Source organism: Streptomyces sp. NPDC049887 (assembly GCF_040656535.1).
Classification (GTDB): domain Bacteria; phylum Actinomycetota; class Actinomycetes; order Streptomycetales; family Streptomycetaceae; genus Streptomyces.
In genome coordinates, this window is the sequence record NZ_JBFAMM010000002.1 from 325526 (window position 1) to 337805 (window position 12280).

The window sequence follows — 12280 nt, forward strand, 5'->3', positions numbered from 1 at the left end:
GCTCTGCGCATACTAAGCGGTCGCTTGCCCTCCTGGGAACAGTCCCTTCCGGCCGGGCGCCCGGCCGCCGGCCCTCGCCCGACCGGCCCGGCCCCCTCTCCCCGGGCTCCGGCTCCTCCACCCCGAGGCACCCCACCGCGAGGCGCCCACTACCGCACGCCCCGCCGGAGGCCCCAGCCTCGCGGCGGCGACCGTCCGCGCCTCCGCCCTGCCCCGCGCGCGGCCGAACACCCCGCCCGTGCGGCCGCGTCGCGGGACCGCGGGTCCGGGAGCACGCTGGACAGTAGGCCGTCTCCCGGAGGGCGTGTCCATGAACGCCATCGCTGACACCGAGGCGGGGCGCCGTCTCGCCGCATTCTTCGACAACCCCGTCGTCGGGATGCTCCCGTGGATCATGTTCTCGGTCCTGGTCGGCCCCGGCCGGTTCGAGTTCGCCGTGGGGGTCTCCCTGGCGATCGCCGTCTTCGTGCTCGTGGTGGACCGGCTGAGACGCCCCGGCAGGTCGGTCAAGATCCTCGAGATCTCCGACGTCGTCTTCTTCGCGGCTCTCACGGTCGTCGGCCTCTTCGCCTCGACGGGTACGCTGCGCTGGCTGGAGACGTACTCGGGGGAGCTCTCCAACTTCGCGCTCGTGGCCATCGCCTTCGGCTCGATCGCGGTCCGCGAGCCCTTCACCGTGCAGTACGCGCGCGAACGGGTGGACCGCTCGCTGTGGAGAACCCGCGGCTTCCTGCACACCAACTACGTGATCACCGCCGTATGGGGACTCGCCTTCCTGGTGGCGGCGGTGGCGGGGCTCATCGGTGACCTCGTGCTGCGCCAGCCGGACAACATCTGGACCAACTGGGTCATCCAGATCGGGGCGATCATCGTCGCCCTGCGCTTCACCGAGTGGTACCCCCCGGTCGTACGGGAGCGCATCCACGGCGGCAGGCCGTCCCGTGGCGGCCCGACGTCCGTGGGCGCCCTGTTCATGCCCTTCGCCGGCTATCTGGTGCCCGTGGGGATCGTCGTGCTCGCCCTGGGCTCCGGGCCGACCTGGCTGGGCATCGCCCTGATCATCCTCGGAGCCCTGCTCGTACGGGCGTTCAAGCTCGACGCGAACGGCGAGCGGGCCACCGAAGCTCGCCGCGATGCCGAGTGAGGGCCACGGCGGGACCCGCCCGGCACCAGGGCAACCAGGGCAACCAGGGCAACCAGGAGCGCCGTCGCCGAGACCCGAGGAACCACCGGGAGATCCGTCATGACCGCGCACACCGCTCCGCCGGCCCCGTTCGACCCGCCCCGGGTACCCCGTCTCACGGGGCTGTTCGCCCCCGTCACCGAGGAGGTCGACGCGGCCGGCCTGGAGGTGTCCGGCGAACTCCCGGACGAGCTGGACGGCGTGTATCCGCGCAACGGCCCCAACCCGCGCTTCTCGCCGCTCGGTTCGAACCTCTTCCCGATCGACGGCGACGGCGAGTCGGGCACGGTGGACCTGCTGCCCGGCGAGTACGACGGGATCTGCCTCGGGCCCGGTCGCCCGGGTGCGAATCCCCGTACGGGTCCCGCTGGGGCTGCACGGGGCCTGGCTGCCGGCGGAGGAGTGAGGGGCCGTCCCGGGAACCTCCGGGCCCCGCCCGGAGGCCCCGACGGCCCGTCGGGGTGCTGGTCCTGGCCGGTCCGCGGTCGTCCTCTCCGCAGCCGGTGGGACGCCGGGGATCGGCTCGTGCGCACCCGCGACGCGCCGGGCCGGCGCCTCAGGTCCGCGAGGCCCCTCCGCCACGGCTCACCGCGGCCGCGGCGGGCGCGGCGACTCCGCCGGCGGCCTGCGCGGAAAGCGGGGTGGCGATGGACTCCAGGGACCTCCCCTCCGCCTTCACCGCGAGGAACAGCGCGACCAGGCCGGCCGCCGTCATCAGCGCCGCCCCGACGCAGAAGGCGAGGACGGTGTCGCCGACGACACCGCTGGACGTCAGCTCCGCGAAGAGCAGGGGGCCGGAGATGCCGCCCGCCGCCGTGCCGACCGCGTAGAAGAAGGCGATCGCCATCGCCCGGGTCTCCATCGGGAAGATCTCACTCACGGTCAGGTACGCGGAACTCGCCCCGGCCGAGGCGAAGAAGAGGACGACGCACCAGCACGCGGTCATCGTCGTGGCGTCCAGCCGGCCGGTGTCGAACAGCCAGGCGGTGGCGAAAAGCAGCAGTCCCGAGGTGATGTAGGTACCCGCGATCATCGGCTTGCGCCCGACCGTGTCGAACAGGGGCCCGAGGACCAGGGGGCCGAGGAAGTTGCCGAGTGCGATCACCGTGAAGTAGTAGCCCGTCGCGCCGGTGGCGACGTCGAAGAAGGTGATCAGGACGGAGGCGAAGCCGAAGGTGATGGCGTTGTAGAGGAACGCCTGGCCGACGAAGAGCGAGAGCCCCAGTACGGCGCGCTTGGGGTACGAACGGAAGACCGTCTTCGCGATCATGCCGAAGCCGACACTGTGCCGCCGGCTGATGGTGATCGACGTCTCCGGTTCCGGCAGCGGCTTCCCGGTCTCCCGTTCGACTTCGCGTTCGACCCCGGCCACCAGTTCCTCCGCCTCCCGTTCGCGGCCGTGGATGAACATCCACCGCGGGCTCTCCGGCACGTTGCGGCGGACGAGCAGGATGGCCAGGCCGAGGACGACGCCGAGGGCGAACGTGAGCCGCCAGCCGACGTCCTTGGGGAAGATGTCGGTGTTCAGCGCGAGGACGGACAGCAGCGCGCCCGCCATGGCGCCGAGCCAGAAGCTGCCGTTGATGATGAGGTCGACCCGGCCCCGGTACTTGCTGGGGATCAGCTCGTCGATCGCGGAGTTGATGGCCGCGTACTCCCCGCCGATGCCGAAACCGGTGAGGAAGCGGAAGAGGAAGAACCACCAGGCCGAGGTCGACAGGGCGGTCAGCGCGGTGGCCGCCAGATAGACGGCGAGCGTGACGAGGAAGAGCTTCTTGCGCCCGTACCGGTCCGTCAGCCAGCCGAAGAACAGCGCCCCGGAACAGGCACCGGCCACGTACAGCGCGGCGGCGAGCCCGGTGACCTGGGCGCCGCTGATGGCGAGACCGCTGCCCTCCTCGGCGAGGCGCCCGGCGACGTTGCCGACGACGGTGACCTCGAGACCGTCCAGGATCCACACGGTCCCAAGCCCGACGACGATCGTCCAGTGCCACCGTGACCAGGGCAGCCGGTCGAGGCGGGCGGGGACCTTGGTGTCGACAGTGCCCGTGCGGGCCGTGCCCGTCTCACTCATCGCATCGCTCCCTGGGGACGCTGCCGTCGCGGCTCACGCCGCGGTTACCCGGGGTCCCCGGCGACAAACGAGACGGTGTGCCCGGTCGCCGGGGCGGGGCGACGCCCTCCCGGGACCGGCAGCGCGGCGGGGCGTGGTGGCGCTCCGCCGGTCCGCCCCGGGCCGTTACCGGCCGAAGAGTTCGAAGGCCACCGCCGGCACCCCGCCGAACCGGGGCGCCACCGACCGGGCGTTGCCCACCAGGAACTCCCGGCAGTACGCCTCCGGGTCCCTGTCCGTCAGAACCTCGATGTAACTGCGGTGCTGCAGCAGCGACCGCACCGAGCGCTCGAGTCCGGCCGTGGCGTCCACGGCGTGGGTCGGGGTCGACGAACCGGCGATCGCCACCCACCGGACGCCGCCCCAGGGCTGGAGGCCCTGCTCGGTGAGGAGTTCGGGGAAGATCCAGCGGTTTCCGGCGTCACCGGCGGCGTCCAGCACAGCCCGGCCCACGGCGCGATGGTCCGGCGAGTTCCAGGCGCCGCCGACGGCCGGGCCCCAGGTGTCGCGGTGGTTGAGGGTGACGACCAGTTCGGGGCGGTGCCGACGGATCGCGGCCGCGATGTCGCGGCGCAGCGCCGTGCCGTACTCGATGACGCCGTCCCGGTGGTCGAGGAACTCGACGGCGCTCACGCCGACGACCGCGGCGCTCGCCCGCTGCTCCCGCTCGCGCAGCGGACCGCACTCGGCGGGGTCGACGGTGTCGATCCCGGCCTCGCCCCGGGTGGCGAGCAGGTACGTCACCTCCTTGCCCGCGTCGGTCCAGCCGGCGACAGCCGCGGCGCAGCCGTACTCGAGGTCGTCCGGGTGGGCGACGACGGCGAGAGCCCGCTGCCAGTCGTCCGGTACGGGTGCGAGCTGAGGCTCGGTCAGTTCGGTCATGGGGGCAGCGTATCCGCGGCGGCCGCACGTCCCGGCGTCCGCTGCGAGCGCCGGTGGGGAAGCCGCGCCGCCGCCGTCCCCGCCCGTGCGCTCGGCGGTGCCGGACCGCGGCACCCGTCACCTCGCGTCACACCTCGTCGCGGACCAGGGCGAGCAGCCGGTCGAGCACCCGGGAGCCGGACACCCGCACGCCGTCGTGCTCGTACTCGTCGGTGACCCAGGTGCGCAGTCCGCGGACGGCGCGGGCTGTCGCGAGGGAGTGGGCGGTGTCGACGTACATGTCGTCGTGGTAGACGGCCGCGGCGACCGGGACCTCGTTGGCCGCCAGGCGTTCGGCGTCGTACAGCGCGGGCCAGTCGGTGCGGGCTGCCAGGATCTCGGCGGCGTCGCGCAGGGGCCGCAGGGCGGGGTCGGTCTCGAAGTGCCAGGGGTGCACCGACTCGCCTGTGAAGAGCAACGGTCCGTCCCCCGCCAGCGCCTTCCCCGCGTCGAACTGCGGGAACTCGGCGCGCACCCGCTCGGCCGCCCAGGCCGTGGGGGCCTGGCCCTGGGCGTAGATGGCCTCGTGGAGGACGGCGTACAGCGGATGGGCCGCGTACGAGAGCGCGGTGAGGACACCCTGCTGGAAGGCGTCGGAGAGTTCGTCGCCGTCCGCCGTTCGGACGAACGCGTTCTCCAGCAGGTAGTGGAGCTGGTGGCTGCCGTCGCCGGTGCCTAGCTGGATCCCGAGCGACTGGAACGCCTCGGGGGTGAGGACGTAACCGCCGGGCAGGACGGTGCGCCGGGCGGCGAGGTGCTCGCAGATGCGCCGGGCACGCTCGACGTCCTGCGGGTAGCGGGCGTAGTGGGCGTCGTTCTTGCGCTGGATGCGGGGATACGCGGCGCGGTAGACGGCCTCGGCCCCGGCGTCCAGCGAGGGCAGGCCGCCGGTGATCAGGACCGCCTTCAGCCCCTCCGGTGCGGTCGAGAGGTAGTGGGTGGCGCAGAATCCGCCGAAACTCTGGCCGAGGACGGTCCAGCGTGCCCCGCCGGTCAGCCGCGCGCGGACCGCCTCGCAGTCCCGGACGATGCTGTCGGCCCGAAAGTGCGAGAGGTAGCGGGCCTGCTCCACGGGGCCGCCGCGCAGGGGCAGCGTCTGCCGGTTGGCGGGCGAGGACAGTCCGGTGCCGCGCTGGTCGAGGAGGAGCACGCGGAACTCCTGCACCGCGCGTCCCAGCCAGGCCTGCTTGCCGGGGAAGCGCCGCGCCCCGAAGCCGGGTCCGCCCTCCAGGTACACCAGCCAGGGCAGGTCCGCTCCCACCCGGCTGCTGGAGACGATCTCACGGCCGTAGAGGGCTATCTGCTCCCCCGAGGGGTCGGCGTGGTCGAGGGGAACGGTGAAGTGGCGGTCCGTGAGGACGAGGCCCGGCTGCCGGTAGCTGGTCACTGCGCGCTCCTGCCGTGTGGTCGCTGATGGTGCGTTCCCCGCCCGCCCAGTGCATCACACGGCCGGGCGGGGGGTCGCACCGAGGGCCGGCCGAAGGCCGTCCCGGCTCCCGGCCCGGTCGGGAAGCGCCGCCGTTCAGCATGCGCCGTCCGCTCCGGCCGGGCGCCCGATTCGGGCGCGGCCCGTGTGCGCGCCGCGCGCTCCGCGCCTAGCGTGGACGCATGATCCGGTTCGAGGAGGTCGGCAAGGTCTACCCGGACGGAACGGCCGCCGTGGACGGGCTGTCCTTCGAGGTCGCCGAGGGCGAACTGGTCACGCTCGTCGGCCCGTCGGGCTGCGGCAAGACCACCACGATGATGATGGTCAACCGGCTGATCGAACCCACGTCCGGGCGGATCCTGGTGGGAGGCGAGGACATCTCCCGGGTCGACCCGGTCCGGCTGCGCCGCCGGATCGGCTACGTCATCCAGCAGGTCGGCCTGTTCCCGCACCGCACGATCCTCGACAACACCGCGACCGTGCCGTCGCTGCTGGGCTGGAAACGGCGCCGGGCCCGGGCCCGGGCCGCCGAACTGCTCGATCTGGTGGGCCTCGACCCGAAGACCTTCGGAGCTCGCTACCCCGAGCAGCTCTCGGGTGGTCAGCGCCAGCGGGTCGGGGTAGCCCGGGCGCTGGCGGCGGACCCTCCGGTGCTGCTGATGGACGAGCCGTTCGGCGCGGTCGACCCGGTGGTGCGGGAACGGCTGCAGAACGAGTTCCTGAACCTCCAGGCGACGGTCCGCAAGACGGTGCTGCTCGTCACCCACGACATCGAGGAGGCGGTGCGGATGGGCGATCGCATCGCCGTGTACGGGCAAGGAAGAATCGAGCAGTTCGACACGCCGGGCGCGGTGCTCGGCACGCCCGCGACCGACTACGTGGCCCGGTTCGTGGGGGCGGACCGGGGGCTGAAACGGCTCTCGGTGACCTGGATCGAGGAGGACGGCCTGGAGCAGCCGCCGATGGCGCGTCTGGACGAGCCGGCCGGCGCCGCGGCGGGCCGGCTGCGGGCGGCGGACGCGCGCTGGGCGGTCGTGCTCAATGCCGGGGGCGATCTGCACGGCTGGGTGTCGGCCGAGTCCCTGGCCCGCGCCGGTGACCGCGGCACGGTCGGCGATCTGGCGCGCCGGATGGAGGCGTGGGTGCCGCTGGGGGCGCCGCTGAAACAGGCGTTCAGCGAGATGCTGCAGCACGACGCGGGATGGGTGGCGGTGGTGGACGGGAGCCGTTTCGTGGGGGTGCTGACCCCGGCGAAACTCCACGAGGCGCTGCGCCGTTCGGTGGACGCCGAGGCCCGGGGAGTGGCCAGGGACCAGGTGGACTTCGACTCGGTGGCGGACGCCTGACCCACTCGTGGAGGGGCCGTCCGGGCCGGTGGGACCGGCCGTTCGCGCTGCCCGGTGGAGGTGCGGCAGGCGGCTCACCTCGGGAGCAGGCCCTTGGACCGCAAGTAGTCCCGGGCGACGTCCTCGGGCAGCCGGCGCCGGCTGTCCACCTGCTCGTTGAGCCGGGCGAGGTCCTCCGTGGTCAGGAACTCGTTCAGCTTGCCGAGGGCTCTGCCGACCCCGGGGCCGCCGGCCCGTGCCCGGTTGACGACGGGCACGATGTGGTCCGCGTTCTGGAGGTGCTTGTCGTCCTTCAGGATCACCAGGCCGAAGTCGTCGAGGGTGGCGTCCGTGGTGGTGGTGAGGACCATCTGGTCCCGGCCCGACTGAACGGCCTGTTTGGCCTGGGTGGTGCCGACGCCCTTGGGGTCGATGCCGCTGATGCGGATGCCGTACGTCTTCTCCAGCCCCGGCGCGCAGTACGGCCGCCGGACGCACTCGTCCCCGGCGGCGAGCCGCACGGGGACCCCGGACCTTCCGAGGTCGCTGAGGGTGCGCAGGCCGTGGGCTCGGGCGAACTCGCGGGTGACGGCGAAGGCGTTCTGGTCGACGGCGCGCCCCGGCTCGAGGACCTTCAACCCGCGCGCGTCGGCCAGTGGGCGCAGTGCGTTCATGGTGGCGCCGAGGTCGGGCGAACCGGCGGACGGTGCGTCGGGGCCGTGGGCCTTGGCGGCCAGCCAGTCGCCGAAGGTGGCGGCGTACTCGGGGACCACGTCGATCTGGCCGCTCTCCAGGGCGGGTTCGTAGATCTCCCGGTTGGTGACGGAGATGATCTTCGTCTGGTAGCCGGCGTGCTCGAGCAGCAGGGAGTACATCTGAGCGAGCAGATCGCTCTCGGTGAAACCGGCGGATCCGATCGTCAGATGCCTGCTGTCCCCGGGCGAGGCCGTCACCCGCCCGCGGTCCTCCAGGGACGGGCCCGCGGTGCAGGCGGCCGCCAGGGCCAGCAGACACGCGCCGAGGACCGCGGTGAGCCGCCTCATGGCGACTGCCTCCTGGTCCTGGCGGGTGCGGACCGCTCCACGGCGACGAAGACGCCCTCCACCACCAGGGCGAGGGCGGCCACGAGAACCGCACCGGCGACCACCTGCGGGGTGGAGGCGAGATTGAAGCCCGCCGTGATGATGCGGCCCAGCCCGCCGCCGCCCGCCAGCGCCGCGACGGTCGCGGTGGCCACGAGCTGGACGGCCGCGATCCGTACCCCGGTGAGGACCAGCGGCGTCGCGAGCGGGAGTTCGACGCGGAACAGCGTCTGGCTGCCCGTCATGCCCATCCCCCGGGCCGCGCGCACGACGTCCCGGTCGACACCGCGCATGCCGACGTAGGCGTTCGTCAGCAGCGGCGGCACGGCGAACAGCACCAGCGCGACGACGGTGGGCCAGTCCCCCCACGTGCCGATCGGGCTGAGCAGCAGCAGGACGAGGACCGCGAAGGTCGGCACGGCCCGGCCCACGTTGGAGACGTTGACGGCCAGGGCGCCGCCCTTGCCGAGGTGGCCCAGGACGAGGGCGACGGGCAGCGCGATCGCGCAGCTGATGACCAGGCCCACGGAGGTGAGGTACAGGTGCTGGCCGAGTCGGCGCCACACACCGTTGTGGCCCGACCAGTTGGCGGAGTCGGTCAGCCAGTCCCAGGTCTGTGCGAGCGTGTTCACGCGGCGGCCCGCCGTGGGGGTCGCGTCCACGGGGTGAGCATCCGCTGGACGGCCAGCAGAACGAGGTCGGCGGCCACGGCGATGAGCACACAGAGCGCCGAGGCCGTGAGCACCTGGGCCTTGAAGTAGGTGTTCATCCCCGAATAGATGAGGTTGCCCAGCCCTCCGAAGCCGACGATCGCGCCGATGGTGACCAGCGAGACCGCGGACACGGTCGCGATCCGCAACCCGGCCATCGCGGCGGGCAGGGCCAGCGGCAGTTCGACGGCGAGCAGCTGCCGCGCCGGGCCGTAGCCCATGCCGCGTGCGGCCTGCCGGGTCTCCGCGGGAACGGAGCGGAGCCCCGCGAGGACGTTGCGGACCAGCACGGTGAGGGAGTAGAGCACGAGCCCTGCGACGACCAGTGACGCGGAGAGCCCGTACACCGGGAGCAGCAGCGAGAACATCGCCAGGGACGGGACCGTGTAGAGGATCGTCGTCACCCCGAGCACGGGACCGGCGGCCCAGCGCCACCGCCGGGCCGCGACGGCCGACGGCACGGCGAGGAGCAGTGCCAGTGCCACGGAGACGAACGTCAGCTGGAGGTGCTGGAGAGTGGCGTCCCAGAGGATCTCGCGGCGGGTGGAGAGATAGGCGCCGCAGATCCATTCGTTGCGTGCGAGGCAGTCGTCGGGGGTGGCCGTCACCCGTCCATTGCAGCCCGGGGGCCCGGCTCTCGCGCGCTGTGCACACCTGTCCGAGTGCGCCGCGGTGGCTTCGGGAGCGTGTGCGAGTCCTCTGCGGTCACTCCGGGACGGCTGCCGGCCGGGGCCGGGGGCGGGGGCGCGGTCACGGGGGCGGACGCACCGCGGGCGGGACCGCGGGCCCCGCCGGGGCCCGCGGTCCCGCCCGACGCGTCAGACCTTCTCCTCCTGCGACCGTCCCACGCACAGGGCCCAGATGATCGCGATGTAGAGGGCGATCGCGACCAGGGACCACAGCGGGTAGTACGGCAGGGAGAGGAAGTTGACGACCAGCAGCACTCCCGCGAGGGCGATGCCGAGGATCCTCGCCCACAGGGCGCCCTTGAACAGGGCGAAACCGGCCGCGACGGCGACGATCCCGAAGATCAGGTGCAGCCAGCCCCATGCGGTGAGGTCGAATCGGAAGACGTAGCCGGGCGTCGCCACGAAGACGTCGTCGTTGGCGATGCCCATGATTCCGCGGAAGAAATCGAGGAATCCGGCGATGATCAGGACCACTCCCGCGAACATCGTCAGGCCTCCGGCCCAGGCGAAGTAGCTCTTGGAGTGTCCGGTGGTGGGTTGGGTCATGATGTCCCCTCGTCCTCAACTCAGGAGCTTGTCCTTGGCTCGCTGGAACTCCTCCTCGCTCAGGTCACCCTTGGCCTTGAGCTCGGAGAGCCGGGCAAGCTCGTCCCCGGGGCCGGCATCCTTGGCGGTCTGCCGGATGTACGCGTTGAAGGCTTCCTGCTGCTCCTGCGCGTGCTGGATCTCGCGCTTGCCCATGTCCCTGCCGCGGACGATCACGTAGACCAGCACGCCGAGGAACGGAATCAGCAGCATGAAGATCAGCCAGGCCGCCTTGGCCCAACCGCTCATCTCGTGGTCACGGAAGATGTCCACGAATACACGGAAGAGCAGCACCAGCCACACGACCCAGAGGAAGATCCACATCACGGTCCAGAACGCGCCCAGAACCGGATAGTCGTAAGCGAGGTAGACCGTGTCGCCCATCTCCGTCCTCCTGCCGTTCCCGTCGGACCTCGGGTGTCCGCTCGCCGTCAGTGTGGGGCGGCGGGCGAGCGGTTCCCTCACCCCGCACGGGTGAATCGGAGGCCCGGCCGGGCCACGCGGGGTGGCGGGCGCGTGCCGTGTCGGTGCCCGGGCGGGACGGTCCCGTACCCGACGATGAACCGGTCCGTGATGCCTGGTGGCCGGGTGGGTGATGGGTGCGTGAGCGGTGGGAACGCCCTGACCGGGGTGGCCGTGGCGGTGGTCGCCGCGGGCTATTCACTGGTGTCGCGGCGCATCGCCGCCACCGCCGTCACCGCGCCCCTGTTCTTCACCGCCTGCGGGGTGCTCATCGGCCCCGCCGGACTCGGCCTCTTCGGCCTCGAGCACAGCTCGGGCCCGGTGCTGGTCCTGGTCGAGACGGCACTGGCACTGGTCCTGTTCACCGACGCGATGAGCCTGCGCGGACGCCAGCTGCACCAAGGCCGGTTCCTTCCCGTGCGGCTGCTGGCGATCGGGCTGCCGCTGACGATCGCGGCGGGCTGGCTGCTCGCCTGGCCGCTGATGCCCGGGCTGACGGTGTGGGAACTGGCGCTGATCGCCACGATCCTCGCGCCCACCGACGCGGCGGTGTGCCGTACCGCCCTCTCCTCGCCCCGGGTGCCGCCACTGGTGCGCAGCGGCCTCAACGTGGAGTGCGGTGTCGGTGACGGCATCGTCCTCCCCGTCTTCGTCCTGCTGCTGGCGACCCTGCCCGGCGCCGCCGCGGAGGACCACATGGGCGTGTTCTGGCGTTCGCTGGTGCTCAGCGCGGCGCTCGGGGTCGCCTGCGGGATCGCTTCCGGCCTGCTGCTGGGGCGGGCCCGTGCCGCCGGGTGGGTGAGCGGGGAGGGGAACCAGCTGATGATCCTGGCCACCGTGCTGGCGTCCTTCGCGCTCGCGCGGCTCGTCGACGGCAGCGGCTTCATCGCCGTCTGGGCGGCGGGCATCGCCTTCGCCGTACCGATGCGCCGCGGCGGACCGGCGGACGGCTCCCCGGACGGCGCGCGGAGCCCGGGACTCGCCGGGAGCCACGAGTTCACCGAGAACGTGGCCGCGCTGCTCGCGGCGATGAGCTTCCTGGTGTTCGGTGCCGTGCTGCTGGGGCCCGCGCTGGAGCACCTGGACTGGCGGACCGTCCTGTACGCGCTGCTCAGCCTCACCGTGGTGCGGATGGTGCCGGTCACGCTCGCCCTGGCCGGCACCGGGCTGCGGCCGCCGACCGTGGCGTACGTGGGCTGGTTCGGGCCGCGCGGACTGGCGTCGCTGGTCCTGGCGCTGCTGGTGGTGAAGGAGTACGGCGCCGCGGCGGCCCTGCCCGGCCGGGTCGTGGCCGTCACCGTGGGGCTGAGCGTGCTGGCGCACGGGGTGACCTCGGTGCTGCTGAGCGAGCGGTACGGATCGTGGTACGAGAAGGCGGCACGACGCGATCCGGGGCTGCGGGAGCGCGTGTCCGACGGCGAGCGGACCGGCTGACGGTCCGGGCGCGGGCCTCGCCCTGGGCGACCGCACGGCGTCGGGCCGGTGCCGGGCGGCGGACCGCGGGGACCGGGCGGGTGCGGGACCGGGCCGGGCGGCGGTCTCAGTCGGGCAGCCGGCGCAGCTCCACCACACGGAGGCCGAGATCCTGGAAGCGTACGAGCAGCCCGTACAGATGCGCCTCGTCCGTGACGGGCCCGAACAGGACGGTCTCCTCCGGCACCGTCACCTCGTCGAGTTCGGGAAAGGCACCGGCGACGGCCGGTGACAGATGACCGGAGATGCGGAACTCGTATCGCATGCGAGCACTTCCCCGTGCGCTGAGGGCTCTTGCCGCATGGTCCCGC

The 12280-nt window shown here is 72.6% G+C and carries 12 protein-coding genes and 1 pseudogene; 4 read left to right on the top strand and 9 right to left on the bottom strand.

Annotated features, from left to right (window positions below):
* Positions 1–310 precede the first annotated feature (310 nt).
* Positions 311–1144 (top strand): hypothetical protein, encoded by an 834-nt coding sequence (locus AB0J10_RS03575; protein WP_363057363.1) that lies wholly within the window; start codon positions 311–313, stop codon positions 1142–1144.
* A gap of 99 nt (positions 1145–1243) precedes the next feature.
* Positions 1244–1456 (top strand): annotated as a pseudogene (locus AB0J10_RS03580) (carotenoid oxygenase family protein); the annotation flags it as partial.
* A gap of 283 nt (positions 1457–1739) precedes the next feature.
* On the opposite strand, the gene AB0J10_RS03585 reads toward AB0J10_RS03580, so the two are convergent.
* The 3 genes from AB0J10_RS03585 to AB0J10_RS03595 form a co-directional block, all read right to left on the bottom strand.
* Complete coding sequence (locus tag AB0J10_RS03585) at positions 1740–3257, bottom strand: MFS transporter (protein WP_363057365.1); 1518 nt, start codon at positions 3255–3257, stop codon at positions 1740–1742.
* 165 nt (positions 3258–3422) lie between these two features.
* Positions 3423–4178, bottom strand: a complete 756-nt coding sequence (locus AB0J10_RS03590) for a PIG-L deacetylase family protein (RefSeq protein ID WP_363057367.1) — start codon at positions 4176–4178, stop codon at positions 3423–3425.
* Positions 4179–4305: 127 nt separating this feature from the next.
* Complete coding sequence (locus tag AB0J10_RS03595) at positions 4306–5604, bottom strand: alpha/beta fold hydrolase (protein WP_363057369.1); 1299 nt, start codon at positions 5602–5604, stop codon at positions 4306–4308.
* A gap of 221 nt (positions 5605–5825) precedes the next feature.
* On the opposite strand from AB0J10_RS03595, the gene AB0J10_RS03600 reads away from it, so the two are divergent.
* Positions 5826–6989, top strand: coding sequence for a betaine/proline/choline family ABC transporter ATP-binding protein (locus AB0J10_RS03600; protein ID WP_363057371.1), 1164 nt, complete (start codon positions 5826–5828; stop codon positions 6987–6989).
* A 74-nt stretch (positions 6990–7063) separates the two neighbouring features.
* On the opposite strand, the gene AB0J10_RS03605 is transcribed toward AB0J10_RS03600, so the two are convergent.
* The 5 genes from AB0J10_RS03605 to AB0J10_RS03625 all read right to left on the bottom strand — a co-directional run bounded on the left by AB0J10_RS03605 (position 7064) and on the right by AB0J10_RS03625 (position 10418).
* On the bottom strand, positions 7064–8011 hold the full coding sequence (locus AB0J10_RS03605; protein WP_363057373.1) for an ABC transporter substrate-binding protein: 948 nt from the start codon (positions 8009–8011) through the stop codon (positions 7064–7066).
* On the bottom strand, positions 8008–8682 hold the full coding sequence (locus AB0J10_RS03610) for an ABC transporter permease subunit (protein ID WP_363057581.1): 675 nt from the start codon (positions 8680–8682) through the stop codon (positions 8008–8010). The genes AB0J10_RS03605 and AB0J10_RS03610 overlap by 4 nt, the downstream gene beginning before the upstream one ends.
* Positions 8679–9368 (bottom strand): ABC transporter permease, encoded by a 690-nt coding sequence (locus AB0J10_RS03615; RefSeq protein WP_363057375.1) that lies wholly within the window; start codon positions 9366–9368, stop codon positions 8679–8681. Before AB0J10_RS03615 ends, AB0J10_RS03610 begins: the two co-directional genes overlap by 4 nt.
* 210 nt (positions 9369–9578) lie before the next feature.
* Complete coding sequence (locus tag AB0J10_RS03620) at positions 9579–9995, bottom strand: hypothetical protein (protein WP_363057377.1); 417 nt, start codon at positions 9993–9995, stop codon at positions 9579–9581.
* Positions 9996–10010: 15 nt separating this feature from the next.
* On the bottom strand, positions 10011–10418 hold the full coding sequence (locus tag AB0J10_RS03625; RefSeq protein WP_363057583.1) for an SHOCT domain-containing protein: 408 nt from the start codon (positions 10416–10418) through the stop codon (positions 10011–10013).
* Between the two features lie 219 nt (positions 10419–10637).
* On the opposite strand from AB0J10_RS03625, the gene AB0J10_RS03630 reads away from it, so the two are divergent.
* Positions 10638–11930, top strand: a complete 1293-nt coding sequence (locus AB0J10_RS03630; RefSeq protein ID WP_363057378.1) for a cation:proton antiporter — start codon at positions 10638–10640, stop codon at positions 11928–11930.
* A gap of 106 nt (positions 11931–12036) precedes the next feature.
* On the opposite strand, the gene AB0J10_RS03635 is transcribed toward AB0J10_RS03630, so the two are convergent.
* On the bottom strand, positions 12037–12234 hold the full coding sequence (locus tag AB0J10_RS03635) for a hypothetical protein (protein WP_363057380.1): 198 nt from the start codon (positions 12232–12234) through the stop codon (positions 12037–12039).
* Positions 12235–12280: the final 46 nt, after the last annotated feature.

Bases quoted from the DNA above. Each gene is read 5' to 3' on its own strand.
- AB0J10_RS03575 (WP_363057363.1), top strand. From the start codon at position 311: ATGAACGCCATCGCTGACACCGAGGCGGGGCGCCGTCTCGCCGCATTC.
- AB0J10_RS03585 (WP_363057365.1), bottom strand. From the start codon at position 3,257: ATGAGTGAGACGGGCACGGCCCGCACGGGCACTGTCGACACCAAGGTC.
- AB0J10_RS03590 (WP_363057367.1), bottom strand. From the start codon at position 4,178: ATGACCGAACTGACCGAGCCTCAGCTCGCACCCGTACCGGACGACTGG.
- AB0J10_RS03600 (WP_363057371.1), top strand. From the start codon at position 5,826: ATGATCCGGTTCGAGGAGGTCGGCAAGGTCTACCCGGACGGAACGGCC.
- AB0J10_RS03605 (WP_363057373.1), bottom strand. From the start codon at position 8,011: ATGAGGCGGCTCACCGCGGTCCTCGGCGCGTGTCTGCTGGCCCTGGCG.
- AB0J10_RS03620 (WP_363057377.1), bottom strand. From the start codon at position 9,995: ATGACCCAACCCACCACCGGACACTCCAAGAGCTACTTCGCCTGGGCC.
- AB0J10_RS03625 (WP_363057583.1), bottom strand. From the start codon at position 10,418: ATGGGCGACACGGTCTACCTCGCTTACGACTATCCGGTTCTGGGCGCG.
- AB0J10_RS03635 (WP_363057380.1), bottom strand. From the start codon at position 12,234: ATGCGATACGAGTTCCGCATCTCCGGTCATCTGTCACCGGCCGTCGCC.